Origin of the sequence: Actinoplanes sp. L3-i22 (assembly GCF_019704555.1) — a bacterium.
Classification (GTDB): Bacteria; Actinomycetota; Actinomycetes; order Mycobacteriales; family Micromonosporaceae; genus Actinoplanes.
This window is the reverse complement of sequence record NZ_AP024745.1, coordinates 7,306,424-7,331,620: the sequence shown is the minus strand read 5'-3', so window position 1 is coordinate 7,331,620 and position 25,197 is coordinate 7,306,424. Positions and strand designations below refer to the sequence as shown.

Genomic DNA, 25,197 nt, shown 5'->3' with positions numbered 1-25,197 from the left:
GGCGGCTATTCGTTGCGGGCCGTGGCCGGGCCGGTCATCCGGGCCAGCAGCGGCATCGTGGCGAGGACGACGCCGAGGCAGGCGAGCAGGCCCCCGGCCACGGTCAGGTAGTAGACCGGGTCGGGGGCGTGCAGGTCGTACCGCATCTGGGAGCGCAGGAACAGATGCGCGGCCAGAAATCCGACGCCTACGGCGACGGCGGAGACGACCAGCAACGGTACGGCCGTCTCCAGCGCCACCACCCGGCGCAGCTCGGCCAGGCGCACGCCGGTCAGGCGCAACATCGCGAACGGCCGGCGCCGCTCGGTGAGCCCGCCGACGACGCTGACCGCCAGACTGCACCCGGCGATCACCAGACTGGACAGGATCGCCACGTCGGCCAGCCGCTGGAACTGGGCCAGCAGCCGGGTGAAGTCGCCGAAGTGCTCGGCGTCGGTGGCGGCCGTCCGGCTGTCCGGGAGCATCCCGTTGAGCGCGGTCCGGGCCCGCTCGATCGCGGCCGGCGAGCCGTCGGTCGCCACCACCGCGCTGATCACGTTGAGCCCGGCCAACCGGTCCTCGCTCGTCGTCGCGGCCGGCCAGACCGGGCCGGTGGCCGTGCCGGCGAGGTTCTTCGGGCCGGTCAGCCCCGGGTACACCTCGGCGACCCGCGCCCCGGACGGGCAGGTGCCGGCGGCCGGGATCGCGGCCAACTCGGCGCAGGAGATCAGCCCGGGCAGGCTCAGGCTTCCCGGCCGTGACTCGGGGTTGATCCGGATCAGGTGCGCGGCCAGGCCGGGCGGCAGACGCAGGGAGTCCGCCGGGACACCCTGGTCGCGGGGCAGGGCGTTGATCGACACGAAGTCGTGCGCGGCCGCGCCGGCCGCGCCACCCCCGCGCTCGGCCATGATCGTGGTGATCACGCCGGTCGCCGCGCTGGTCACGAAGAGGGCCAGCATCAGGCCGCTGACCGCGCGGAACCCGGCCCGCGGGTCGTCGGCGAGCCGCCGCCCGGCGATCAGCGTCGCGGGCCGCTGCGCGCGGCGGGCCAGCAGCCGGGACCCGGCCATCGCCAGCCACGGCCCGGCGATCATCAGGCCGATCATCACGGCGAAGATCCCGGAGAGGTACGCGATCATCTGCCCGTGGGTCGTCCGCGGCCGGTCGCCGAGCAGGTAGGCGAGTTCGCCCAGCCCGGCCAGCAGCGGCAGGACCCGCCAGGCCCGCGGCGGTTTCGGGGTGACCCGCCGGGTGACCCCGAGCGGGGAGATCCGGACCCGGCGCAGCGCGACCCGGGCGGCCAGGGCCGCGGCGAGCGGCACTCCGAGCGCGACCACCAGCACGTCGGTCAGCGTCAGCGACAGGTCGTCGGAGAAGAACGGCTCACCGGTGAACGGGATCTGGGCGAGCCCGGCGCGGATCGCGAAGAACACCCCGAACCCGGCGAGGGTGCCGGCGGCCGCGGCCGCCGCGGATTCGACGGTGGCGAACAGGGTGATCTGCCGTGGGGTGGCGCCGATCAGCCGCATCGCGGCGAACCGCTGCTCGCGGCGGGCGGCGGAGAGCCGGGTGGCCGTCCCGATGAAGATCACCAGCGGGAAGAGCAGCGCCGCGGCGACCACCGACAGGGTCAGCGCGATGCCGTTGGAGCCGATCCCGATCACGCAGCCGTCGCAGTCGTCGGGCGAGATCGTGACGAGCCTGGTGACCTCGCCGGCGCCCTCGATCCGGCTGACCTGCTCCCGGGTCTGCCCGATGACCACGACCAGCGAGTCCGGCGAGGCCAGCGCGGCCCGGCCGAGCAGGCCGGCCTGCCGCCCCGGGAACCGGTCCCGCAGCTGGTCGGCCGGGTAGTCGCGGAGCAGCCGGGCGAGCGCGGGGGACACGTAGAACTCGCCCGGCGCGGGCAGCGCGGTCATCCCGGGCGGGAGCGCGCCGTGCGGGCCGGAGATCGCCACGTCGACCCGGGCCATCGGATGCCCGTGGAAGTAGCCCTCGCGGACCGCCCAGAGCGCCGGGTCGGGCGCCTCCGGCCCGGTAGCGGCGCTGGTGACCTGGCTGTTGAGCCAGGCATACCGCAGGTTCTGGCTGTGCACCGCGTTGACCCCGGCGACGGCGGCGAGCAGCATGCCGACCCCGATCGCGACCGCGGCGGCCAGCACGGCCAGGCGCAGCACGGCCTCGCGGCCACCCGCCACGGCGAGCCTCAGTCCGAGCGTGATCATGCCGCGGTCACCCCGGCCGGCGTGGTCACCCGTCCGTCGCGGACCATCACCAGGCGGTCGGCGTACGCGGCGACCCGGGCCTCGTGGGTCACCAGCACCACCGTCGTGCCCTGCTCCCGCGCGGCCGCGACCAGCAGGTCCATCACCTGCTCGCCGGTGAGCGAGTCGAGCGCGCCGGTCGGCTCGTCGGCGAACAGCACCCGCGGGCTGGCGACCAGGCCGCGGGCCAGGGCGACCCGTTGCGCCTGGCCGCCGGAGAGCTCCCCGGACCGCCGCAGCTCCAGGCCGTCCAGGCCGAGGCGGGTGAACCAGGCGCGGGCCCGCTCGATCGCGGCGGCGCGGCGGGTGCCGCCCAGCAGCAGGGGGAGGGCGACGTTCTCCACCGCGGTCAGCTCGGGGACCAGCTGTCCGAACTGGAACACGAACCCGAACCGGTCGCGGCGCAGTTCGCTGCGGGCCTTCTCGGTCAGGTTGTCGATCCGTACGCCATCGCAGTGAATCTCCCCGGCATCCGGGACCAGGATGCCGGCCAGGCAGTGCAGCAGCGTCGACTTGCCGGAGCCGCTCGGGCCCATCACCGCGACGATCTCGCCCTCGGCGACGTCCAGGTCGGCCCCGCGCAGCGCCGGCGTCGCCCCGAACGACAGCCGGACGTCGGTGGCGGACAGCGCGGCGGTCACGGCTTCCCCCCGGTGATCTCGGTGCGCAGCGCGTCCAGGCGGGCGGCCGTGGTGTCGATCCAGCGCAGGTCGGCCTCGAGGTGGAACAGGCCGTGGTCGGCGAGCATCTTCTCGATCAGGCCGCCGGTGCGCCTGATCTCGGTCAGCTCGCGCATCCGGGCGACGTGGGCGCCGCGCTGGGCGTCCAGATAGGCCTCCGCCGGGCGGTCCAGCATCAGGGCCAGGACGACCTTGGTGAACAGCACGCTCTGCAGGTGCGGCTCGGGCGCGACCGGGTCGGCCAGCCAGGTGTTCACCTCGGTCGCGCCCTGGTCGGTGATCACGTAGCGCTTGCGCTCGGGCCCGTCGCCGGGGGCCACCTCGTCCATCACCACCTTGCCGTCCCGCGAGAGCCGGCTCAGGGTCGCGTAGACCTGCCCGAACGGCAGCGACTTGCCGACGCCGAAGAACGCGTCGTAGTCGCGCTTGAGGTCGTAGCCGTGGCTCGGGGCTCGCTCGAGCAGGCCGAGAAGGGTCAGCGGAACACTCATGCGGCGACCATACACCGGGTGTATACCTCGCGTATATACCCGCGAGGTAGGTCGCGTCGAAGCACATCGATGCTGAGTGGACGCTGAACGGGTTTGCGCTGGGTGACGGCGTTCTTACGCCGCTCTTAGGCGGGTCCGACAGATGTTCTTAGCCGCGCCGCCGATCGTGAACCACACAGCGCCGCCGCACGCCCCCACCGACCCGAAACCAACGATCAACCCCGATTTTTTGGTACGGATCGATAGCGCACCCTGTCGGCCACTCACCTGAGAGAGCGAGCAAGACCATGAGCGACCTGACCCCGCGCCAGCCCCACGACAGCGACGAAGCGCCCGGCGCCGAGCACGTCGCCGGCACGAACGCCACCACCCCGGCCGACACGACGCCCGCCCAGCCCACCGCGACGCCCGCCCACCCGGCCGCAGCGCCCCAGCCGGCGGCGGCGCCCGACCAGTCGGGTGCGGCAGCCCAGCCCGCGGCGACGCCCGCCCAACCGGCTGCGGCGCATCAGCCCGCGGCGTCGCCCGACCAGCCGGCCGCGGCCCACCAGCCCTCCGTGGCCCACCAGCCCTCCGTGGCCCACCAGCCCTCCACGGCGCACGCGCTGGGGCCGGTCTTTGCCGTTCCGGTGGCCGCGGCTCCCCGCGAACGCTGGTACCGGCGCCGACTGCCGCTGGTGACCACCGGCGCGGCCCTGTTCCTCGGCGTCGTGCTCGGCGCCGGCGCGGTCGCTGCGGCGGCCGAGTTCGGCGACGGCCACGGCAACGGCCGCGGCAACCACCAGGGCGGCGACACCCGAGCCGACGGCCGAGACAGCGACGACGACAACGGCGGGAACAGCGAGAACGGCCGCGGCGGGACCAACGGGAACGGCCGCGACCGCGACGGCCAGAACGGCCGCGGCGAGCGGAACGGCAACCACGGCCAGCGGGGCGACGACCAGTCCACCCCGGCGCCGTCGACCTCCAGCAGCACCGCCCCGGCAGCGACAGCGCCTGCGGCGACCGCGCCGGCAGCGACAGCGCCTGCGGCGACCGCGCCCGTCCCGGCCGCCTCCTCCTGAGGAGTCAGGGCAGGACCAGGCCGGTGCGGTAGGCGATGATCACCAGTTGCACCCGGTCCCGGGCGCCCAGCTTGGTCATCAACCGGCTCACGTGGCTCTTCACCGTCGGCATGGTGATGTGCATGCCGACGGCGATCTCGGCGTTCGAGGCGCCCCGCCCGACCAGGGTCAGCACCGCACGCTCCCGGTCGGTGACACCGGTCAGCGCGGGCGGCGTACCGGCCGGCTCGGGATGCGCGGCGACCAGCGCGATCAGGCGGCGGGTGACGCTCGGGGCGACCAGCGCGTCACCGGCCGCGACCACCCGGATCGCCGCCACGATCTCCTCCAGCGCCATGTCCTTGACCAGGAAGCCGGAGGCGCCGGCCCGCAGCGCGCCGTAGACGTACTCGTCGTCGTCGAACGTGGTCAGCACGACCACCCACGGCGCGTCGGGGATCGCGCTGATCCGGCGGGTGGCCTCGATCCCGTCCATCCCGGGCATCCGGATGTCCATCACCACCACGTCCGGCCGCAGCTCACCGGCGAGCCGGACCGCCTCGGCGCCGGACCCCGCCTCGCCGGCCACCTCGATGTCGTCGGCGTCGGTCAGCACCATCCGCAGCGCCGTGCGGACCAGCGCATGGTCATCGGCGAGCAACACCCGCACCGCCGCCACCCGCCCACTCACGCCACCTCCGCCGCCCTCCGCCGCCACGCGCCCGCTCACACCGCCGCCTCCGCCGCGCTCACGCCGCCACCGGCCCGTTCACGCCGCCACCTCCACTGCGCTCCGGCATCACCCGCTCGCTCCTGCGGCGGCGGGCAGGCGGACCGCCACCCGGAAGCCGCCGCCGGCCCGGGTGCCCGCCGCGAACGTGCCGTTGAGCAGGGCGACCCGCTCCCGCAGCCCGATCAGGCCGAACCCGGCGGGCGCCGTGGCGGCGGCGCCCGGACCGTCGTCGAGCACCTCGATGGCCAGCTCGGCCGGATGGTAGGCCACCGACACCCGGCAGCCGGTGACCCCGGCGTGCCGCAGCACGTTGGTCAGCGACTCCTGGATCACCCGGTAGGCCGACAGCTCCACCTCCTCCGGCAGCGGGCGCCGGGCGCCGTGCCAGCTCAGATCGACGTCGACCCCGGCCGCGACGACGGCCGCGATCAGCCGGTCGACGTCGGCGAGCCGGGCCGGCCGCGGCTGGTCCGTCTCGCGCAGCGTGCCGACCATCCGGCGCAGGCCGGCCAGGGTGTCCCGGCCGGTCGCCTCGACCGCCCGCATCGCCGCCCGGGCCTGCTCGGGCTGGGTGCCCAGGACCCGGGCGGCGGCACCGGCCTGCAGCGCGATGATCCCGATGCTGTGCGCCACCTGGTCGTGCAGTTCCCGGGAGATGCGCAGCCGCTCGGCCAGCACGGCCTGGGTGGCGGCCTGCTCGCTGAGCCGGCGCGCGTTGCCCCGGGCCTGGCGCACCGAGTAGCCGACCAGGCCGGCCACCAGCAGCGGCAGCACCACGAACGCCACCCAGGCGGTCCAGTCGAGATCCGGCCCGAGCTGCCCGTGGTCGTCCGGGTGGCCGGCGAACGTCCGCAGCGCGACACCGGCCGGCTCGACGGCGAGCACCGGCAGCAGCCCGGCCGGCCAGGTCCAGCGGGGCCGGCTCGCCACCAGATGCACCATCACCACGTCGGCGGAGAGCAGCAGCATCGCCAGCGAGCTGTCCAGCGAGGCGGCCATCGCGTGGTGGCCCAGCGCCAGGACCATCACCGTCCCGGCGGCGACCAGCAGGTACAGCGCGGTCAGCGGCCGGCGGCGGGCCAGCACGCCGGCCACGATCCCGCTCCCGGCGCACACCGCGGTCACCGCCCAGACCCAGGCCGCCGGCTGCGGCAGCCCCGATGGCATGCCGGGCACGCCGGAGAAGCCGCGCAGCACCCAGAACGTCGCCGCGCACCAGAGCAGCGCGACCCAGGCGCCCAGCGGCATCGATCGGCGATGCGGTGAGCCAGACATGCGCCGAGCGTATCGACCGCCGGACCGGCCGGCATCCGACCAAGGTATGCCGTCCACGGGCGGATCCCGGGCCGGTCCGCGGTCCGATGACGACACCCGCCCGGGCGGGCCACGGTATCGCCATGATTGAAGTCGACGAGCTGGTCAAACGGTACGGCCGGACCACCGCGGTGGCCGGACTGTCGTTCGTGGCCCGCCCGGGCCGGGTCACCGGGTTCCTCGGGCCGAACGGCGCCGGCAAGACCACCACCCTGCGCGTGCTGCTCGGCCTGGACCGGCCGGACGGCGGCACCGCCACGATCAGCGGTACGGCGTTCGGCCGGCACCGCCGCGGGCTACGGCACGCCGGCGCGCTGCTGGACGCCCAGCAGGCGCACCCGGGCCGCAGCGCCGCGGTGCACCTGGCCGCCCTCGCCCGCGGCAACGACCTGCCGCGGCGCCGGGTGGACGAGGTGCTCGGCGAGGTCGGCCTGACCGAGGTGGCCGGCCGCCGGGTCGGCACGTTCTCGCTCGGCATGCGGCAGCGGCTCGGGGTGGCCACCGCGCTGCTCGGCGACCCGCCGGTGCTGATCTTCGACGAGCCGGTCAACGGGATGGACCCGGAGGGGGTGCGCTGGGTGCGCCTGCTGTTCCGCCGGCTCGCCGCCGAGGGCCGGACGGTGTTCCTCTCCAGCCACCTGATCGGCGAGCTGGCCGCGACCGCCGACGACCTGGTCGTGATCGGTCAGGGCCGGCTGCTGGCGACCGGCTCGGTGGCCGGGCTGACCGGCTCGTACGACTCCCTGGAGGACGCGTTCCTGGAGCTGACCGCGGCGAACGTCGACTACCGGGCCGGCGGTGCCCGATGACCGCGCTGATCGCCGCCGAGTGGCTCAAGCTGCGCTCGTTGCGCTCGACCTGGTGGACGCTGGGCCTCACGGCGCTCACCGTGATCGTCGGCGCGGCGATGTCGGCCCGGGAGGAGTACGCGAACTTCCCGCGCCTGAGCCCGCAGCAGCAGCTGGAGCACGGCTTCGCGCTCAGCGACGCGTTCCCGTTGATGGCGTACCTGATCCTGCTGGTGATCGCCGCGAGCTCCGGGGCGGCCACGATGGTCAGCGAGTACGGCTCGGGCCTGATCCGGGTGACCCTGGTCGCGGTCCCGGCCCGGTCCCGGGTGCTGCTGGCCAAGGTGATCGTGGTCGCCGCGGCCTGGACCGTGACCGGGGTGTGCGGCGCGGCGGGCGGGTTCGCGGTGTCCCAGTGGATCCTGTCCGGCCGGGACGCGAACGCCGCCCTGAGCGACCCGGGCACGCTCACCGCGCTGGCCGGCGCCACCCTGGTCGCGCCGGTGGCGGCGCTGATCGGCCTGGGCATCGCGGTGCTGCTGCGGCACGGCGGCGCCAGCTACGTGGCCGCGATCGTGCTGCTGGTGCTCGTGCCGCAGCTCTTCACGGCCAAGCAGCATCCGGGCGCGGAGATCCGGCACACCATGGTGCTGTCCGCCTGGCAGCGGCTGACCGAGGCGTACGGCCCGCCGCAGTTCCTCGGGGACACCTACCCGCCGGCCGCCGAGGCCTGGCTCGCCTACCTGTGCTGGCCGCTCGCCTTCCTGAGCGCGGCGTTCCTGGTCTTCCGGCGGCGCGACGCGTGACCGTCAGAGCAGGGTGGTGACCGCGTCCGTGCCGGTGCAGATCCGCCAGCGGGCGTCCGCGCCCCGGATCAGGGTGAGGCTCATGCTCGTCGGCGCGAGCGCGGCCCGCGCGGCGACCACGTGCGTGGTGCTGCCGGAGCTGGTGCGGACGTAGACCGGCTCACTGCCGCGCACCGCCTGGATGTCGACCGTCACCTGGCCGCCGATCGTGCCGGTGGGTCCGACGATGCTGGTCAGGACGGGCGCGGTCGGCTGCACGTAGGCGCCCTGTTCGACGTACGTCCGCAATTCCGCCGTCAAGGTGTTGTCGGCGGCGCAGCCGGCGACCGTGATGCCGCTCGCCAGCGCCGGGTTCGGGTTGGCCAGCAGCCACTGACCGTAGGTGACCAGCGAGCCGACGACCTTGGGCCAGTTGCTGCCGGTGGTGGCGAGCGCCGGCGGCTTGCCGACCGGCGCGGCCGGAACGGCCTTGACCAGGGCGGCCTTGGCGGCGACCGGGGCCGCGACCGCGGTGGTCGTGGTCGTGGTGGTGGCGCAGCCGGAGAGCGCGACGAGGGCGATGACACCGGCGGTGACGAGGCGCGGAGCAGACATGGGGAGTCCTCAGTTGACGGTGACGGTGAGCGAACGGCCGATCATGGTTTCCAGCACGACACCGCTGGTCCCGTACGTGGTGCCGGTGTGCACCGCGTCCACCCAGACCTGGTAGTGCGCACCCTTGGTCAGGCCGGTGATCGCGACGCTCATCGGGTTGCAGGTGTGCGTGGCGGCGACGGTCAGCCACCGGGTCGGCGGCCCGTAGTCCGGGATCGCGGCGACCCGGTAGGTGAGCACCGCCGGGTCGCTCAGCTCGGTCCAGCGCGCGGTGATCGTCCCGGTTCCGGCGGTCGCGGTGACCGGGACGGTGGTGGCCGGCCCGAGCGCGGGGGAGCAGTTGGCGGTGGCGGCGACCGAGGCCGGGACGGTCGTCCGGGTGGCGGCGGGGGAGACCGCGAGGTACTGCCCGGTCGAGACGGCCACCGGGTGGTAGGCGCCCGGTGCGACCTGGGCCGGCGCGACGCTGGGGGCGGGCGCGGCGCCACCGGCGTACCAGGCGGCGGAGAGCGGCGCGGGCGAAGCGGCGGCGGCGGGGGTGGCGGTGCTCGTCCCGCAGGCGCCGGTGGCCAGGAGGGCGGCGCCGGCTGCGGCGCTGAGAACGATGCGGCGTAGGTGCATGGTGCCTGCCTTCCGACGGGGGATGCCAGAAGTCGTCGGCGCGGGCCGCCCCTCGTTGAGTATTCGGGACTGCCCGGATATATCCGTATCTTCAGGGATTCTTCAGGGTTCGTCGCCGACGCTATGCACCGAACGAGCCCACCGCCCGAACCCCTGAGGAGGACCGATGACCGCTACGGATCACGCGAAGGCCGTCCTGAAGAAGCTGCCGGAGATCACGCTCGCGTTCTGGGTCATGAAGATCGCCGCGACCACGCTGGGCGAGACCGCCGGCGACATGATCTCCCAGACCCTGAAGCTGGGGTACTTCCTCAGCACGGTCACGCTCTTCGCGATCTTCGTGGTGACCCTGGTGGTCCAGCTGCGGTCGAGCCGGTACAACCCGATCTACTACTGGACGGTGATCCTCTCCACGAGCATGGCCGGCACCACGCTGTCCGACTTCATGAACCGCGACACCCACAACCTGGCCGCCGGCACCACCTCGCTCGGCTGGGGACCGCAGGGCCTGGGCCTGGGCTACCCGGCCGGCGCCGCGATCCTGAGCTCGCTGCTGGTCATCGTCTTCCTGGTGTGGAAGGCCAGCGGCCTGCCGTTCGACATCAACCGGATCAGCACGTTCCGGGGCGAGGCGCTGTTCTGGACCGCGATCCTGATCTCCAACACGCTGGGCACCTCGATGGGCGACTTCCTGGCCGACAGCTCCGGCCTCGGCTACCTCGGCGGCGCCGTGCTGATCACCTCGGTCCTGGCCGTCCTCGCCGTCTGCACCAAGGTCCGCTGGATCCCGAACGTGCTGGTCTTCTGGCTGGCGTTCGTGCTGACCCGCCCGCTCGGCGCCACCGTCGGCGACTTCTTCACCAAGCCGGCCGTCAAGGGCGGCCTGGGCCTGGGCACCTACGGCGCCTCCGCGGTGCTGCTCGCCGTCCTCGCCGGGTTCATGGCCTGGGCCTCGCTCCGCGAGCGGCGCCGGCCCGCGATCCAGATCGCCGCGATCGCCTGAACCACGGGCCGGGCCGGGTCACATCGTGCGCAGGGCCTCGGTCGGGGACAGGCGGGCCGCGCGCAGCGCCGGATAAAGACCGGCAAACCCACCTATCAGTACGGCCGCGGCCAGCCCCGCCCCGACCGCGGCCGCCGGGACCAGCGGCTGCCAGCCACGGGCGACCGCCATCCCGTACGTGATCAGCGTGCCGAGCAGCACCCCGGCCGCCCCGCCACCCGCGCCCAGCAGCAGCGACTCGGTCAGGAACTGGGCGCCGACGTGACCGCGGGTGGCGCCCAGGGCCCGCCGCAGCCCGATCTCGCCGCGGCGTTCGAGCACCGAGATGACCAGCACGTTGGCGATCCCGATCCCGCCGACCAGCAGCGCGACCGCGCCGAGGCCGAGCAGCAGGACGGTGGTGCCGCCGGTGACCGCGAGGCGGGCGGTGAGCGCCTCCGACGGGCGGCTGACCGCCACCTCCTCCGGGTGGGCGGGGCTCGCGGCCCGGCCGAGCAGGGCGGCGACCTCGGTGGTGCGGGACGTCTGGGCCCGTACGAAAATTCTGGTGGGGTTGAATTGATAGCCGAAGTCGGCGGCGGCGATCGGGGCGCCGATCAGCGCGGCGGTGTCCAGCTCCGGCGCCAGCTCGACCGGGGCGAGGATGCCGACCACGGTGAACCAGCGGTCGCCGAGGTAGATCCGGGGCTGGTCGCGCACGTCGCCGATGCCGAGCACCGTGGCGGCGTAGTTGCCGAGCACCACCGCCGGATAGCGGACCAGCGCCGCGTCCAGGAAACGCCCGTGCAGCAGCCGGGCGTCGAGCGTGGTGAGCAGCCCCGGATCGGTCGCCCGCACCGCGAGGCCGCCGGTGCGACCAGGGGGAATGCGGTCGCTGCGATAGACCCGGACCGGCAGGGCCGCGGTCGCGGCCGAGGAGAGCACCCCTTCGGTACGGGCGATGCCCGCGCCCGCGGTCACCGGCAACTCGGCCTCCCCGCCCCGCAACGTCTTCCCGTTCGCGACGGTCAGCAGGTTTGTCCCCACCCGGTCGATCCGGGCGAGCACGTCGGCCTGACTGGACCGGGTCACGCCGAGCACGGCCACCATCGCCGCGATCCCGATCGCCACCCCGAGCACCGACAGCGCGGTGCGCCCGGGCCGCGACCGCAGCCCGACCGTGCTGACCGGCAGCAGATCCGCGAAACGCAGCCGCGACCTCATGCCGCACCCGCCGTGTCCCGCACGACCAGCCCGTCCCGCAGGTCGATCCGGCGCCGCATCGCGCCGGCGACCTGCGCGTCGTGGGTGATCACCACGATCGTGACGCCGTCCGCGTTGAGCTCGTGCAGCAGCGCCACCACGCCCTCGCCGGCGGCCGAGTCCAGGTTCCCGGTCGGCTCGTCGGCGAGCACCACCGCGGGCCGCCCGACCAGCGCCCGGGCGATCGCCACCCGCTGCCGTTCGCCGCCGGACAGGTGCGCGGCCGGGAAGCCGGCGCGGTGCCCGAGCCCCACCCGGTCCAGCGCCTCGTGGGCGGCGGCGCGGCGCTCGCCGGCCGGCACGCCCCGGTAGAGCAGGCCGGTCGCCACGTTGTCGGCCGCGGTCAGCCGTTCGAGGAGCACGAACTGCTGGAAGACCACGCCGAGCCGGTGCGCGCGGACACCGGACAGCTGCCGGTCGCTGAGCCGCTCGACCGGCTCCCCGGCGATCCGCACCGACCCGCTGGACGGCCGGTCCAGCCCGGCGGCCAGGTTGAGCAGCGTCGTCTTGCCCGAGCCGGACGGCCCGGCCACCGCGACCAGGTCACCCTGGTGCACGGCGAGCGTGACGCCGCGCAGCGACTCCACCGGCGGCGTGCCCGGATAGACCTTCCGGACGTCCCGCAGTTCCAGCACGGCGGTCATGAGATCGGCACCTCCACGCTCTGCCCGGCGGTCAGCCCGCTGACGATCTCGACCCGGCCGGTGCTCTCGTCGAACCGGCCCAGCTCGACCGGGACGAGCGCGCCGCCGGCCAGCCGGACCTGATACCCGCCGCCGGGCCGGGCGAGCAGCGCGGCGATCGGCGCGAGCAGCGCGTCCTCCCCGGCGCCGGTGGTGATGTCGACGGTGACCGGGACCTGGTCCAGCCCGAAGCCGCGCGGCAGGGTGACCGCGATGGTGAGCGGCACGGTCGCCGCGTTCACGTCGGCCGGGACGCCCGGGTCCGGTGCCGCCGGCGCACTCGCCACCCGGCCGATCCCGGTGACCCGGCCGGGCACCGGATCCAGGTCCGGGAACGAGACCTCGACCCGGTCACCGACGTGCACGGTGTTCCGCTCCGAGGTGTCCAGCTGGGCGGTCACCGCGCGGTTCGGCGAGGTGCCGGTGAGTACCGTGGCGCCCGGCCCGATCGAGGCGCCGACCGTGGCCGGCGTCGCGGTGACCCGCAGCGCGGACGGCAGGAAGACCACCTCCCCCAGCGGGATCCGCCCGGTCCGCTGCCCGGACGGGCGGCCCCGGGCGGCCTCCCAGCGCCGGATCGCGGCCGAGGTGGCGGCGCTGAAGTGCCGGTCGACGGTCATCCGGCGATGCGGGTCGAAACCCATCGCGACCAGGTTCGCCTCCAACTGGCGGACGTCGGGGCCGTCGGTCATGCCGTACCGGAAATCGCGGTAGGCCGGAGTGGCGCCCAGCAGCAAGCGAACCGGCTGATCAGCCACCCGGAAGAGAATGCCGCCGCGGCCGATGACCGCGCCCGGCGCGGTCGAGGCGGAAAGAATGCCCGGCAAACCCTGAAAATCAACAGAACGGCTTCCGACGTACGACAATGTGCCGCTGACCTGCACGGTCTGCGTTAACTTGGCGGTGGCGACGGTGGCCGTCCCGGTCGCCACCCCGGCGCTCGGCGGCGCGGCGGCGTCCGGCTCGGACCGGGCGGCCCAGGCGACCCCGGCGGCCAGCGGCGCGGTCACCGCGATGGCCAGCACCGTGCCGGCGGCGCGCCTCACTTCTTGCCGCCGCTGACGCCGGCGATCCGCACCTCGCCGGACCAGACGCTGTGGCAGGCGGCGTCGGCCTGGTCGTGCAGCTTGGCCGGGATGCCGTTGGCCAGGGACGTCCCGCTCAGGTCGAACTCGCCGAGCGCGTTCGGGTCGGGGAAGGCGGGCAGGCCGTGCTCGCGCACGCACTTCGCGTACTCGGCGAGCTTGCGCAGGTCGTCGGCGCTGAACTGGTTCTTCGGGCGGAACGCGTTCGGCGGATAGCTGTCCTCGATGGACTGGCAGGCGGTGATGATGTTCTGGTGTTTGCGCAGCTCGTCCTTCCAGTTGAAGGTGCCCACGGCCGGGAATTCCAGGTAGCCGTCCTGGCTGAGCTGGGCGTCCGGCATCCGGGTCAGGCCCTTGTCCCGCAGGCACTGGACCCACTGCTGGCCGAGCGCGAGCAGCTGCTGACGGTTGGCCGAGGCGCTCGGCGTGGCGGTGGGTGAGCCGCCGGAGTGGCATCCGGCGACCAGGAGTACGGCGAGAAGCGCTGCTTTTCTGCTCATGCGTCCCACGGTGGCGGTCGCGACGGCCGATCTCGTCGGACCGTGGTCGGCCCTTCATCCCGCTGTGGTACGCCCGATGTAGGACCTGAGTCTGACGCGGTGGCCGGATTCGCTTTCTACGATGGGCAGATGCTTCGCCGACTGCTCACCGACGCCGCGCTCGCGCTGGCGTTGATGCTGCTGACCGTGGGCCCCGGCCTCGCGTCGGGGATGCTCGTCACGCCGAAACCGGAGGTCGTGCAGTCCTATCTGGAACGCTCCGGCATTCCGGTCGACCTCCCCTGGTGGCTGTTCGCCACGCTGATCCTCGGCGGCCTGCTGCTGCGCCAGCACCGGCCGGCCGTGGCGCTGGGCCTGGTCGGCGCCGGCACGCTGGGGCACCTGTTCATCCAGACCAAGTGGCAGCTGCTCGACCTGGCCCTGCCGCTGGTGGTCTACACGGTCGCCGCGACCGCCCGGCACCGGCGGCGCTCGATCGCCGTGCTCGTGGTGACCATGGCGCTGGTCTACGCCGCGACCCTGACCAGCCGGATCAACACGCAGGACGATCAGAAGGCGGCGATGACCGTCAAACAGGAGCAGCAGCGCATCGAGCAGGAGGTCGCGGTCGTCCAGCGGACCAAGGCGACACCGGACAAGGTGATCCCGGTCAGCATCCTGGTCGACACCAGCCAGGCCGTGCTGGAGATGTGGCTGCTGCTGGTCGCCGCGTTCGCGGTCGGCGACGGGATGCGCAGCCGCCGCGCCCACCTGGCCGCCGTCGAGCAGCGCACCGCCGACCTGGCCCGGGAGGAGCGCCAGCGGGCCGCGCTGGCCGTCGCCGCCGAACGCACCAGGATCACCCGCGAGCTGCACGACGTGGTCGCGCACGGCATGTCGGTGATCGTGGTGCAGGCCCAGGGCGCGGCCGCGGCCCTCGACCGGCACCCGGAGCGCACCGCCACCGCGCTGCGGCACGTGATCGAGACCGGTCGCTCGTCGCTGGCCGAGATGCGCCGGCTGATCGCCGCCGGGCGCACCGAGCCGGCCGGCGACGTGGAGCTGGCCCCGCTGCCCGGGGTCGGCGCGGTGCCGGCCCTGGTCGACCAGCTGCGCGCCACCGGGATGCGGATCGACCTGCGGATCGAGGGCGTGCCGGACGTGATCCCGGCCGCGGTCGACCTCTCGGCGTACCGGATCGTGCAGGAGGCCCTGACCAACACGCTCAAGCATGCCGGCGCGGGCGCGTCGGCCCAGGTCCGCCTGGAGTTCTCCCCCTCGCGTCTCCGCGTGGAGGTCGTCGACGACGGCCGCGGCCCGTCCCCACCCTCAGCGGCCGCGCCCTCAGCGGCCCCACCCTCAGCGGCCCCACCCTCAGCGGCCCCACCCTCAGCGGCCCCACCCTCAGCGGCCCCGCACCTGGCGGCCCCGCACCTCGTGGCCCTGCAGCCGGGCGCGCAGGTGCCCTCGCCCTCGGCCCTGGGCTGGTCCTCGGCTGTGCCTTCTGGCGCGCTGTCGCCCTCGTCCGCGGCGCCGGGCTGGTCCTCGACGCCGGGCTCCTCTTCGCCGTCGGACTCCTCTTCGCCGCCGGGCTGGCCTTCGGTGTCGGACCTGCCCTCGGTCGCGGCCTCGTTCGAGGCTGGGCACGGCAACGGGCTTCGGGGCATCGCCGAGCGGGTGGCGATGCTGGGCGGGGTGCTGGAGGCCGGGCCCGGCTTTCCGGGTGGGTTCCGGCTGGGCGTGACGCTGCCGGTGGGTGCCGCGCGATGAGCGAGCAGGTGGGTGTGGCGCTTGCGGTGGGCGGCGCGCGATGAGCGGGCAGGTGGGTGTGGCGCTTGCGGTGGGCGGCGCGGGATGAGCGTCCGGGTGGTGCTGGTGGATGACCAGACGCTGGTGCGGACCGGGTTTCGGCTGGTGCTGGACGAGACCGGGGACATCGAGGTCGTCGGGGAGGCGGCCGACGGGGCGCAGGCGCTGGCCGTGGTCGCGCTGACCAGGCCGGACGTGGTGCTGATGGACGTGCGGATGCCCGGCCTCGACGGGATCGAGGCGACCCGGCGGATCCGGGGTGGGCCGCATCCGGCGCGGGTGATCATTCTGACCACGTTCGACCTGGACGAGTATGTGCTGGCCGGGCTGCGGGCCGGGGCCAGCGGGTTCCTGCTCAAGGATGCGCTGGCGGCCGACCTGATCTCCGCGGTCCGGGTCGTCGCGGCCGGGGAGTCGGTGGCCGCGCCCAGCGTGACCCGGCGGCTGATCGCGCACTACCTGGGCAGCGCGCCGCCACGGGCGGACGCCGACCGGCGGCTGGACGCGCTGACCGGGCGGGAGCGGGAGGTGCTGACGCTTGTCACGCGAGGGCTGTCCAATCCGGAGATCGCCGTGGCGCTGGTGCTGTCGGAGAGCACGGTCAAGACGCATCTCGGGCGGATCCTGGCCAAGCTCGGCCTGCGGGACCGGGTGCAGGCGGTGATCCTGGGCTACGAGTGCGGGCTCGCCGAGCGGTAGGGCGCGGGCGTGCCGGGATCCGGGTGTTGCCGGTGCTCTATATACTGAGTATTCTACTGGGCATAATCGCATGAGGGGGACATGTCATGAGCGTCCGGCACGCCTTGCTCGCCCTGCTCGCCGAGGGGCCCAAATACGGGCTTCAGCTGCGGGAGGAGTTCGAAGCCCGCACCGGCGAGGTGTGGCCGTTGAACGTCGGCCAGGTCTATACGACGCTGCAGCGTCTTGAGCGGGACGGGCTGGTCGAGGCCGATGACACCGCCGAGCCCGGGCCGCAGCGGGGCTATCGGCTCACCGATCCGGGCACCCGGGAGCTGGCCGACTGGCTGCGGACCCCGCCGGATCTGTCCTCGCCGCCGCGGGACGAGCTGGTGATCAAGGTGCTGGCCGCGTTGCGGGTGCCCGGTGTCGACGTTCGCGATGTGATTCAGGTGCACCGGCGGGCGCTGGTCGAGCTGATGCAGCAGTGGACCCGGCTCAAGGAGGACGCGGGCACCGACCTGGGGCTGGCCCTGGTCGTCGATGCCGAGCTGTTCCGGCTCGACTCGGTGATCCGCTGGCTGGACGCGGCCGAGGGCCGGGTCCGTCGCGCCGAGCTCGACCCGCCCGCGACGACGCCCGGCACCACCGCTCCGGCCCGGCTGGCCCGCCGTTTGGGGGCACGGCGATGAGCGGCTTCGAGACCGCCCCGGCCCGGCGGCTGCGGGGCGCGGCGATGAGCGGCTTCGAGACCGCCCTGGTCTGGCGACTGGTGGGCGCGGCGATGAGTGGCGTCGAAGCTGCCTCGGCCTGGCGAGTGGGGGTGTGGGGATGAGCGTCCTCGAACTGCGGCAGGTGTCCAAGGTGCACGGGGAGGGGGCGGCCCAGGTCACCGCCCTGCACGAGGTCGACCTGTCGGTCGAGGCCGGCAGCATGGTCGCGGTGATGGGTCCGAGCGGCTCGGGCAAGAGCACCCTGCTCACCATCGCCGGCACGCTGGAGCAGCCGACCACCGGTGACGTGCTGATCGCCGGCGTGCGGGTGGCGGCGATGCCGGCCCGCGAGCGTGCCCGGGTGCGCCGCCGGTCGATCGGCTACGTGTTCCAGGACTTCAACCTGCTTCCGGGGCTGACCGCGCTGGAGAACGTGACGCTGCCGCTGGAACTGGACGGCACCGGCGCCCGCGCCGCCCGCGACGCCGGGATGCAGGCCCTGGAGCTGCTGGATCTCGCCGATCGGGCCGGCTGGTTCCCCGATCAGCTCTCCGGCGGCGAGCGTCAGCGGGCCGCGATCGCCCGCGCCGTCGTCGGTGAACGCCGGCTGCTGCTCGCCGACGAGCCGACCGGCGCGCTCGACTCGGTCAACGGCGAGGCGGTGATGCGCCTGATCCACGCGGCCAGCCGGCGCGGCGTCGCGGCCGTCGTCGTCACCCACGACGCCCAGCTGGCGTCCTGGGCGGACCGGGTGATCTTCCTGCGGGACGGCCGGGTGATCGACCGGACCGCGCCGCCGTCCGGGCCGGAGTCGCTGCTCACCCCGGGTTCCGGGCGATGAGCGCCGGATCGCGGGCGGTGAGCGCCGGGTTCCGGGCGGTGAGCGCCGGATTCTGGGCGGTGAGCGCCGGATCGCAGGCGGTGAGCGCCGGGTTCCGGGTGGTGAGCGCCGGGTTCCGGGTGGTGAGCGCTGGGCCTCGGGCGATGGGCGTCGGGTTTCGGGCGATGACGCCGGGGCTCGGGCGATGAGCGCGACGGTGCTGGAGCGCCCCGCCGAGGGCGGCCTGGCGGCCCGGCGCGCGGTCACCCGCTGGGCGTGGCGGATGTTCCGCCGGGAGTGGCGCCGCCAGCTGCTCGTGCTGGTCCTGCTCGGTCTCGCGGTCGCGGTCACCTGCGCCGGCCTGGGTGTGGTCAGCGGTTTCGCGGTCGGGCAGGCCGGGGTCTTCGGCGCCGCCGACCACCGGCTCACCCTCGACGCCCGCAGCGCGGATCTGCCCGGCGACCTCGCCGCCCTGCGGGCGACGTTCGGCACGGTCGAGACCATCGACCGCCGCCAGATCTCCGTGCCGGGTTCGGCCACCCCGATCGACGTACGCGGTCAGGCCGCCCACGGCCCGCTGAGCGCCCCGATGCTCCGGCTGACCGCCGGGCGGTTCCCGGCCGGCCCGGGCGAGGCCGCGGTCACGGCCCGGGCCGCCCGCGCGTTCGGCCTGCACCTGGGCGGCGCCTGGACGGAGCACGGGCACACCTGGTCGATCGTCGGCACGGTGGAGAACCCGAACGACCTGCTCGACACGTTCGTCCTGGTCGCGCCGGGGCAGGCCGGCCCGCTCACCGACGTGATCGTGCTGCTCAGCGCCACCGACCAGCAGTTCAGCCGGGCCGCGCTGCCGGACGGCGCCGCGGTCGAGGTCCGGTCCGCCGGTGAGCGGGCCGCCGCCACCGCCGCCGTCCTCGGGATGGCCACGGTCGGTCTGCTCTTCGTCGGGCTGCTGGCCGTCGCCGGGTTCACCGTGCTCGCCCAGCGGCGGCTGCGCGCGCTCGGCATGCTCGGCGCGGTCGGTGCCAGCCCGCGGCACGTCCGGCTGGTCCCGATCGCCAACGGCGCGGCCACCGGCGTGGTCGCCGCGCTGGCCGGGACGGTGCTCGGCCTCGGCGCCTGGTTCCTGCTGGCGCCCGCTCTGGAGGGTGTCGTCGAGCACCGTATCGACCGGTTCGCCCTGCCCTGGTGGGCGGTCGGGCTGACCGCCGGTCTCGCCGTGCTCACCGCGGTCGTCGCCGCCTGGTGGCCGGCCCGCGCGGTGGCCCGGGTGCCGATCGTGGCGGCGCTGGCGTCCCGGCCGGCCCGGCCGCGCCCGGCCCACCGGTTCGCGATCGCCGGGCTGGTGCTGCTGCCGGCCGGGCTCGGCCTGCTCGCGGCGGCGCAGCGGGAGAAGCCGGTGTTCATCGTCTCCGGCGTGGTCGCCATCGTCGCCGGGATGCTGCTGCTCGCGCCGCTCGGGATCACGCTGCTGGGCCTGGTCGCCCGGGTGGCGCCGGTCGCGGTCCGGCTGGCGCTGCGGGACCTGGCGCGGTACCGGGCCCGCTCGGGTGCCGCGCTGGCCGCGGTCAGCCTCGCCGCCGGGATCGCCGCGGCGATCGTCCTCGGTTCCGCGGCCGTCCAGGCGGCCGCGGTGATCCCGGCGACCGCCGGGAACCTCGCCGCCGACCAGGTGATCGTGTGGTCCTCGGCGTCCCGGATCGAGGGGCCGGTCCCCGAGCTGCCGGCCGATCGGCTGCACAGCGCGGACAGCGCGGTCTCGGCGGTCGCCGCGATCGTCGGGGCGGGGTCGGCGCTGCCGCTGCAGGTGGCGTACTCGCCGGACGCGCCGCTGCAGGACGGCGGGCATCCGGTGCTCACGTTCGGGCTGCCGCACCGGGTCGACGGCGGTCGCACCAGGTACAGCGGGGAGGAGTTGATCCCGGTCTACGTGGCGACGCCCGAGCTGCTGCGGTACTACGGCATCGGCGCCGTCGACCCGGGGGCCGAGGTGCTGACGTCCCGGGCATCGCTGGACGGATACGACCTGCTCGGCCGCGGTCGGCGCGAGGACCGGTGGCAGCCGGTGCGGCAACGGGTGGCGCTGCCCGCGTACACCTCGGGGCCTTCGGTTCTGATCACCCCGAAGGGGATGCGTGCGCTGGGCGTGCGGGCGATGCCGACCGCCTGGCTGCTGCGGGCGCCGCGGCCGCTGACCCCGGACCAGGTCGATCAGATGCGGTCGGTGGCCGGCGGCGCCGGGCTGACCGTGGAGACCCGGCCGGCCAGGGCCGACCTGTCCGCGCTGCGGCTCTGGGCGGTGCTGGCCGGGATCGTGGTCGCGCTCGGGGTGCTCGCCATGACGGTCGGGCTGATCCGCAGTGAGACCGGGCGTGACCTGCGCACCCTCACCGCGGCCGGCGCACCGTCGGGGACCCGGCGCACGCTGACCGCGGCCACCGCCGCGGCTCTCGCGGTGCTCGGGGCGGTGCTCGGCGTGGTCGGTGCGTACACCGCGGTGATCGCGCTCTACCACCACGATCTTCACCTGCTGGTTCCGGTGCCGATCGTCCCGCTGGCCGGCCTGCTGCTCGGGTTGCCGCTGCTGGCGGTCGTCGCCGGCTGGCTGGCCGCCGGTCGCGAGCCGGCCGGGATCGCCCGCTCACCCCTGGACTGAACGCCCGGGATGCCGGTGCGGTGCGTGGCGGCGCCGAGCGGGGCGAGGCCGTACCAACTCTGCAGGGTGCGCAGCAGGTCGTAGTGGTCGCGCCGGCCGTGGTACTGCCCGGGTGCCACGCCGGCGCCGGCGAGCACGGCCGCGATGTGGTTGTGATCGGTCTTGTTGTCCTCGTCGAAGGTGAGGATGAACCGGCTGTTGTGGGTGCGCGCCCAGGCCACGTAGCCGGCGAACTGCCCGCGCAACCAGGCGTCGGCCTTGGCCTTGGGGCAGTCGTGCATGTCGTGACACAGGTTCGGGATCACGAACGAGACGGCCGGCAGCCGCCGGTAGTCGGCGGGGAAGGCGGTGTACGGCTGACTCGCCGCGGCCGGCACGTTGGCGAAGTTCACCCACGGGGTGTGCCGGCGGACGTACCCGAGGTGCCCGCAGCCCCGGAAGCCGGCGGCCGGCAGATCCTCGGCGTACCCGGTGAAGGTGTAGCCCGCGTCGAGCAGCTGCCGGGCCAGGTTGGGCCGGTCGCCCAGGTCGTGCGGGCAGTTGTTGTCGGTGACGCCCTGCGTCGAGCCGGAGAACAGCGCCAGGTAGTTCGGCTGGCTGGGATGGGTCTCGGCGTAGAAGTCGAGCAGGTTCGCCGAGCTCCGGGCGAGCGCGGAGATCCACGGCGTCTCCCGGTTGCCGACCACGCTGTCGTACCGCTTGTTCTCCAGCATCACGATCACGACGTGGTCCGGCCGGCCCGGGGCCGCGGCCGTGACCGGCGCCGGCACCGCGATGATGGTGGCGGCGAGCAGCACGCCGACCGCCGAGCGTTTTGTCCGATTCATGGCCACATCGTGTCGGTGCGCGGGAGGCCGGCCGGGCGAGGCGCGCCCAGGGCCATCTTCAGCGAATTCTCAACTCCGTCGGGGTCCGCTACCTCGGCGAGGACGGTGTGCGGCCCGAACCGCGCTGATCGGGCACCGGGTCCGGGTGGGGGTCGAGGGGGAGGCGGACGTGGAAGACGGCGCCGGGGCCGTCGTCGATGCGGACCTCGCCGCCGTGACCGGTGATGATCTCGCGGGTGATCGGCAGGCCCAGTCCCGAGCCGCCGTCGTGCCGGGCCCGGCTGTCGTCGAGGCGGACGAAGCGGCCGAAGACCCGCTCCCGGTCGCCCGGGCCGATGCCGTCGCCGTCGTCGGTGACCACCAGGTGCGCCCAGTCGTCGGCCCACACCGAGACCGCCACCGCGGACCGGGCGTGCCGGGCCGCGTTGTCCAGCAGGTTGCGCAGCGCCCGCCGCAGCCGTGCCGGGTCGCCGGTCAGCCGGACCGGTTCGAGCCGGGCCTCCAGCCGCACGGCCGGGAAGCGGGCCGCGAACCGGTCCCGCTCGGCCAGCACCAGGTCGTCCAGGTCGACCTCGGCGCGGCCCGGCGCGAGCCCGTGCTCGTCCGAGCGGGCCAGCAGCAGCAGGTCGGCGACCAGCGCGCCGAGCCGTTCGGCCTCCCCGCGCAGCAGCTTGAGCTGCGGCAGGCCGGTCTCGGCGGTGGCCCGGGTGGCCAGGTGGTCGAGGCCGACCTGGATGGTGGCGAGCGGGCTGCGCAGCTCGTGCCCGGCGTCCGCGACGAATCGCCGCTGGTCGGCCGCCGCCGCTTCGAGCCGATCCAGCATCGCGTTCATGGTCGTCGCCAGCGCGGCCACCTCGTCCCGGCCGCGCGGCAGCGGCACCCGGGCGTGCAGGTCCTGCGCGGTGATCGAGGCGACCTGTCGCCGGATCGCCTCCACCGGCCGCAGCGACCGGCCGACGAACCCGAACGTCGCCACGCCGACGACCAGCACCAGCACCGGCATGCCGACGGCGAGGGTGCGGGTCATCGCCGCGGTGCTCTCCCGCACCGGCCGCAGCGACTGGGCGACCACGACCGTGCGGGGCCCGGCCGGGGTGGTCACCCCGGTGGCCCAGATCCGGTACGGATCGTCGTCGGCGCCCGGCCACGGACGGGTCGCCCACACGCCGGCGCCGGCCGCCACCGCCCGGCTCGCCAGCGGCGGGTCGGACCGGGCCGGGAACGACGAGGCGACCACCCGGCCGGTGTCGTCGAGCACCTGCACCAGGGTGGCGTTCCCGGACATCGTCTCCAGCACGTCGGTGGCCTCGTCGTCGCGCAGTCCCGCGGTCACCTCGGCGGCCCGCTGCCGCGCCGTGCTGTCCACGTTGTGGGTCAGGATCGTCCCGGTCACCTGCACGAACCCGGCCGCCGCCGCGAGCCCGGCCACCCCGACCACGATCGCCGCCGCGAGCGCCGTGCGCACCCGCACCCCACCTCGCCAAACGCTCATCCGGGCAAGGTAGGCCGCCGAACCTGACAGTGTGCTGAATCGCGTCCCCGTTTCAGCCCGTTCTCAGCCCCGGCTGGAGATCGTGCCCTGGTGAAAGATCAAACCCGGGCTTCGGTACGGCGTTGGCTCCCGCCCGCCGTGCCGGGCCTGCTGATGCTCGTGGCCGGCCTGTTCCGGGCCACCCGCCCGGTGCTGAGCTGGGACGAGGTCGCCACCGCGGACGTGGCGCACCGGACCCCGGCGCAGATCTGGGAGCTCGTGCACCACATCGACGCCGTCTTCGGCGTCTACTACCTGTCGATCCACGGGTGGACGGCGCTGTTCGGCGACTCGGTGCTGAGTCTGCGCCTGCCGTCGATCCTGGCGATGGCGGGCGCCGCCGCGCTCACCGGTGAGCTGGCCCGGCGGCTGTTCGGCGCCACCACGGGGCTGGTCGCCGGGGTCCTGCTCTGCCTCCTTCCGAACATCTCGCGATACGCGGCGGAGGCCCGCCCGTACGCCATCGTCTGTCTGTTCTCGATCTTGTCGGTGCTGTTTCTGCACCGGGTGATCGAGCGCCCGGGCGCCGGCCGGTGGCTGGCGTACGCCGCGGCGGTGCTCGGGATCGGCGCGTTCAGCCTGGTCGCGATGACCGCGCTGGCCGGGCATCTGGCGGTCGTGCTGATCCGGCGCCGCCGGCTGCTGCTGCCCTGGCTGGCCGTGGTGCTGGGGGTCCTGCCGCTGCTGGCCCCGCTGATCTGGTGGGGGCTGCAGCAGCGGGCCGCGCAGTTGTACTGGGTGGCGCCGATGACGCCGCACGCCGTCTACGCCTTTCCGGGCCGGCTGGTCGGGTCGAAGCTGGTCGCCGTGCTGCTGGCCGTGGTGCTGCTGAGCGCGGCGTTCCGGCCCGCACGTCCGGTGCTGGAGCTGGCCGCGGTCGCGCTGTTGCCGCCGGCGGTGGTCGCGGTGGCCGCGTTCGCCGGCACGTCCTTCTGGGTCAACCGGTACCTGCTGTTCGCGCTGCTGCCGGCGATGATCGTGGCGGCCGCGGCGCTCACCCGGATCCGTGCGCACCGGCTCGTGCCGGTGGCGGCCCTGGCGGTGATCGCGGTGGCCGCGCTGCCCGGGCAGGCCGCGGTGCGCCGGCCGACGGTGAAGAACGGCAGCGACTACCGGACCCTGGCCGCGGTGATCACCCGGGACCAGCGGCCCGGCGACGTGATCGTCTACGGCAAGGACCGCACGATGCGCGCGGGCGTCGGCTACTACCTGCGTCGCGACCGGTCCCGGCCGGCGGACCGGCTGATGCAGCACTCGGCGGCCCAGACCGCCACCCTGAAGGCCGGCGAATACCCCGACCCGGACGTACGCCTGGCCGGGGCCGCGCGGATCTGGCTGGTCGTCTACGGCCGCCACGCCGACCCGACGACCGTCCGCCCCGACCTGCGGCAGGCGCTGTCGCGCGGCGGTTTCCAGCGCAGCGGCGAGTGGCAGGTCAAGCGGGGGACCATGGTGCTCTACACGCGCCGGACCACCGGTCCCGGGTGACGGCGTTTCAGCGGTTTCTCAGCGGCGGGTGGAGAGCCTTCCCGCCGTGACCGTTCATGAACAGACCCGGCCGGCGCTGCTCGCCGTGAAAGTACCCCAGGTGACCGCGCTCTTCTGGGTGATCAAAGTGCTGACCACCGGGATGGGCGAGACCGCCTCGGACTTCCTGGCGCGGACCATCGACCCGCCGGTGGCGGTGGCCGGCGCCGCGCTGGCGCTGGCCGGGGCGCTGCTCGTGCAGCTGCGCTCCGATCGATACCGGACCGGCGTGTACTGGATCGCGGTGGTGATGGTCAGCATCTTCGGGACGATGGCCGCGGACGTGCTGCACGTGGCGCTCGGGATCCCGTACGCCATCTCGGTGTTGTTCTTCGCCTTTGCCCTGGTCCTGGTGCTCGGCGTCTGGTATCGCACCGAGCGGACGCTGTCGATCCACACCGTGACACGGGGGCGGCCGGAGCTGTTCTACTGGGCGACCGTGCTCGTCACGTTCGCGCTGGGCACCGCCGTCGGCGACCTGACCGCGGCCACCCTGGGCTGGGGTTACCTGGCCTCCGGGCTGGTCTTCGGAGTGGCGATCGCGGTGCCGGCCCTGCTGTTCCGGGTGGGCCGGCTCAACGCGATCGCCGCGTTCTGGGCGGCCTACGTGATCACCCGGCCGCTCGGCGCCTCGTTCGCCGACTGGATGGGCGTGCCGACCGCCCGCGGCGGCCTCGGCTGGGGGACCGGTCCGGTCACCGCCGGCTGGGCGCTGGTCATCGTCGTGCTGGTCGCCGTTCTGGCGACCATTCCTGAGGAAACCCTGAAAAGGTCGGTATCCCGGTTCAGCCGCCGTTAAGGACCTCGGTGGAAACATTCCCATCGCGAATC

General features: G+C 74.4%; 25 protein-coding genes and 1 pseudogene. 13 read left to right on the top strand and 13 right to left on the bottom strand.

Features of this window, described 5'->3' with window-relative positions; translation table 11 throughout:
* Nucleotides 1-5 precede the first annotated feature (5 nt).
* From L3i22_RS32965 to L3i22_RS32955, 3 genes are read right to left on the bottom strand one after another with little or no spacing between them, the layout of a single operon-like run.
* Nucleotides 6-2,204, bottom strand: coding sequence for an FtsX-like permease family protein (locus L3i22_RS32965; RefSeq protein ID WP_221321387.1), 2,199 nt, complete (start codon nucleotides 2,202-2,204; stop codon nucleotides 6-8).
* Entirely contained in the window at nucleotides 2,201-2,884 is a 684-nt protein-coding gene (locus L3i22_RS32960) for an ABC transporter ATP-binding protein (RefSeq protein ID WP_221321386.1), read from the bottom strand. The genes L3i22_RS32965 and L3i22_RS32960 overlap by 4 nt, the downstream gene beginning before the upstream one ends.
* Nucleotides 2,881-3,414: a PadR family transcriptional regulator gene (locus L3i22_RS32955; protein ID WP_221321385.1), complete on the bottom strand. Its 534-nt coding sequence runs from the start codon at nucleotides 3,412-3,414 to the stop codon at nucleotides 2,881-2,883. Before L3i22_RS32955 ends, L3i22_RS32960 begins: the two co-directional genes overlap by 4 nt.
* A 287-nt stretch (nucleotides 3,415-3,701) precedes the next feature.
* Here L3i22_RS32955 and L3i22_RS32950 point away from each other — a divergent pair, with 287 nt between their 5' ends.
* Nucleotides 3,702-4,478: a hypothetical protein gene (locus L3i22_RS32950; protein ID WP_221321384.1), complete on the top strand. Its 777-nt coding sequence runs from the start codon at nucleotides 3,702-3,704 to the stop codon at nucleotides 4,476-4,478.
* Nucleotides 4,479-4,482: 4 nt separating this feature from the next.
* Here L3i22_RS32950 and L3i22_RS32945 read toward each other — a convergent pair whose 3' ends face one another.
* Nucleotides 4,483-5,148, bottom strand: coding sequence for a response regulator transcription factor (locus L3i22_RS32945; RefSeq protein WP_255657351.1), 666 nt, complete (start codon nucleotides 5,146-5,148; stop codon nucleotides 4,483-4,485).
* Nucleotides 5,149-5,256: 108 nt separating this feature from the next.
* On the bottom strand, nucleotides 5,257-6,465 hold the full coding sequence (locus L3i22_RS32940) for a histidine kinase (protein ID WP_221321383.1): 1,209 nt from the start codon (nucleotides 6,463-6,465) through the stop codon (nucleotides 5,257-5,259).
* A gap of 122 nt (nucleotides 6,466-6,587) precedes the next feature.
* On the opposite strand from L3i22_RS32940, the gene L3i22_RS32935 reads away from it, so the two are divergent.
* Nucleotides 6,588-7,313, top strand: coding sequence for an ABC transporter ATP-binding protein (locus tag L3i22_RS32935; protein WP_221321382.1), 726 nt, complete (start codon nucleotides 6,588-6,590; stop codon nucleotides 7,311-7,313).
* Complete coding sequence (locus L3i22_RS32930; protein WP_221321381.1) at nucleotides 7,310-8,098, top strand: ABC transporter permease; 789 nt, start codon at nucleotides 7,310-7,312, stop codon at nucleotides 8,096-8,098. The genes L3i22_RS32935 and L3i22_RS32930 overlap by 4 nt, the downstream gene beginning before the upstream one ends.
* Nucleotides 8,099-8,101: 3 nt before the next feature.
* Here L3i22_RS32930 and L3i22_RS32925 read toward each other — a convergent pair whose 3' ends face one another.
* Both L3i22_RS32925 and L3i22_RS32920 read right to left on the bottom strand, forming a co-directional pair.
* Entirely contained in the window at nucleotides 8,102-8,692 is a 591-nt protein-coding gene (locus L3i22_RS32925; protein ID WP_221321380.1) for a hypothetical protein, read from the bottom strand.
* A gap of 9 nt (nucleotides 8,693-8,701) precedes the next feature.
* Nucleotides 8,702-9,313, bottom strand: coding sequence for a fibronectin type III domain-containing protein (locus L3i22_RS32920; protein WP_221321379.1), 612 nt, complete (start codon nucleotides 9,311-9,313; stop codon nucleotides 8,702-8,704).
* Nucleotides 9,314-9,479: 166 nt separating this feature from the next.
* On the opposite strand from L3i22_RS32920, the gene L3i22_RS32915 reads away from it, so the two are divergent.
* Nucleotides 9,480-10,316, top strand: coding sequence for a hypothetical protein (locus tag L3i22_RS32915; RefSeq protein WP_221321378.1), 837 nt, complete (start codon nucleotides 9,480-9,482; stop codon nucleotides 10,314-10,316).
* Between the two features lie 18 nt (nucleotides 10,317-10,334).
* Here L3i22_RS32915 and L3i22_RS32910 read toward each other — a convergent pair whose 3' ends face one another.
* Genes L3i22_RS32910 through L3i22_RS32900 form a run of 3 tightly spaced genes read right to left on the bottom strand, consistent with a single transcriptional unit; the run spans nucleotide 10,335 to nucleotide 12,999 of the window.
* Complete coding sequence (locus L3i22_RS32910; protein ID WP_221321377.1) at nucleotides 10,335-11,519, bottom strand: ABC transporter permease; 1,185 nt, start codon at nucleotides 11,517-11,519, stop codon at nucleotides 10,335-10,337.
* Nucleotides 11,516-12,202, bottom strand: a complete 687-nt coding sequence (locus L3i22_RS32905) for an ABC transporter ATP-binding protein (protein WP_221321376.1) — start codon at nucleotides 12,200-12,202, stop codon at nucleotides 11,516-11,518. The genes L3i22_RS32910 and L3i22_RS32905 overlap by 4 nt, the downstream gene beginning before the upstream one ends.
* Entirely contained in the window at nucleotides 12,199-12,999 is an 801-nt protein-coding gene (locus L3i22_RS32900; protein WP_221321375.1) for a peptidoglycan-binding domain-containing protein, read from the bottom strand. Before L3i22_RS32900 ends, L3i22_RS32905 begins: the two co-directional genes overlap by 4 nt.
* Before the next feature lie 145 nt (nucleotides 13,000-13,144).
* Here L3i22_RS32900 and L3i22_RS32895 point away from each other — a divergent pair, with 145 nt between their 5' ends.
* Nucleotides 13,145-13,303, top strand: a complete 159-nt coding sequence (locus L3i22_RS32895) for a hypothetical protein (RefSeq protein WP_221321374.1) — start codon at nucleotides 13,145-13,147, stop codon at nucleotides 13,301-13,303.
* Here the strand turns inward: L3i22_RS32895 and L3i22_RS32890 are convergent.
* Complete coding sequence (locus tag L3i22_RS32890) at nucleotides 13,284-13,826, bottom strand: hypothetical protein (RefSeq protein WP_221321373.1); 543 nt, start codon at nucleotides 13,824-13,826, stop codon at nucleotides 13,284-13,286. The two genes, L3i22_RS32895 and L3i22_RS32890, sit on opposite strands and share 20 nt — an antisense overlap.
* 129 nt (nucleotides 13,827-13,955) lie before the next feature.
* Between L3i22_RS32890 and L3i22_RS32885 the strand changes: the two genes are divergently transcribed.
* The 6 genes and pseudogenes from L3i22_RS32885 to L3i22_RS54700 form a co-directional block, all read left to right on the top strand.
* Nucleotides 13,956-15,575: a sensor histidine kinase gene (locus tag L3i22_RS32885; RefSeq protein ID WP_221321372.1), complete on the top strand. Its 1,620-nt coding sequence runs from the start codon at nucleotides 13,956-13,958 to the stop codon at nucleotides 15,573-15,575.
* Between the two features lie 84 nt (nucleotides 15,576-15,659).
* Nucleotides 15,660-16,313 (top strand): response regulator transcription factor, encoded by a 654-nt coding sequence (locus L3i22_RS32880; RefSeq protein WP_221321371.1) that lies wholly within the window; start codon nucleotides 15,660-15,662, stop codon nucleotides 16,311-16,313.
* Nucleotides 16,314-16,399: 86 nt separating this feature from the next.
* Nucleotides 16,400-16,984, top strand: coding sequence for a helix-turn-helix transcriptional regulator (locus tag L3i22_RS32875; protein ID WP_221321370.1), 585 nt, complete (start codon nucleotides 16,400-16,402; stop codon nucleotides 16,982-16,984).
* Nucleotides 16,981-17,127 carry a hypothetical protein gene (locus L3i22_RS32870; protein ID WP_221321369.1) on the top strand — a complete coding sequence of 49 codons (147 nt, stop codon included), beginning with the start codon at nucleotides 16,981-16,983 and terminating at the stop codon, nucleotides 17,125-17,127. Before L3i22_RS32875 ends, L3i22_RS32870 begins: the two co-directional genes overlap by 4 nt.
* Nucleotides 17,124-17,846, top strand: a complete 723-nt coding sequence (locus tag L3i22_RS32865; RefSeq protein ID WP_221321368.1) for an ABC transporter ATP-binding protein — start codon at nucleotides 17,124-17,126, stop codon at nucleotides 17,844-17,846. Before L3i22_RS32870 ends, L3i22_RS32865 begins: the two co-directional genes overlap by 4 nt.
* 184 nt (nucleotides 17,847-18,030) lie before the next feature.
* A pseudogene (locus L3i22_RS54700) lies at nucleotides 18,031-19,089 on the top strand (ABC transporter permease); the annotation flags it as partial.
* 1,259 nt (nucleotides 19,090-20,348) lie between these two features.
* On the opposite strand, the gene L3i22_RS32860 reads toward L3i22_RS54700, so the two are convergent.
* Both L3i22_RS32860 and L3i22_RS32855 read right to left on the bottom strand, forming a co-directional pair.
* Entirely contained in the window at nucleotides 20,349-21,308 is a 960-nt protein-coding gene (locus L3i22_RS32860; RefSeq protein WP_221321367.1) for an alkaline phosphatase family protein, read from the bottom strand.
* Nucleotides 21,309-21,396: 88 nt separating this feature from the next.
* The gene (locus L3i22_RS32855) at nucleotides 21,397-22,800 is read right to left on the bottom strand and encodes an ATP-binding protein (protein WP_221321366.1); all 1,404 of its coding nucleotides are present in this window, start codon (nucleotides 22,798-22,800) and stop codon (nucleotides 21,397-21,399) included.
* Nucleotides 22,801-22,890: 90 nt separating this feature from the next.
* On the opposite strand from L3i22_RS32855, the gene L3i22_RS32850 reads away from it, so the two are divergent.
* Entirely contained in the window at nucleotides 22,891-24,327 is a 1,437-nt protein-coding gene (locus L3i22_RS32850; protein ID WP_221321365.1) for a glycosyltransferase family 39 protein, read from the top strand.
* Nucleotides 24,328-24,373: 46 nt separating this feature from the next.
* A complete protein-coding gene (locus tag L3i22_RS32845) occupies nucleotides 24,374-25,165 on the top strand; it encodes a hypothetical protein (RefSeq protein ID WP_221321364.1) in 792 nt (263 codons plus the stop codon).
* The last annotated feature ends 32 nt before the right edge of the window (nucleotides 25,166-25,197 follow it).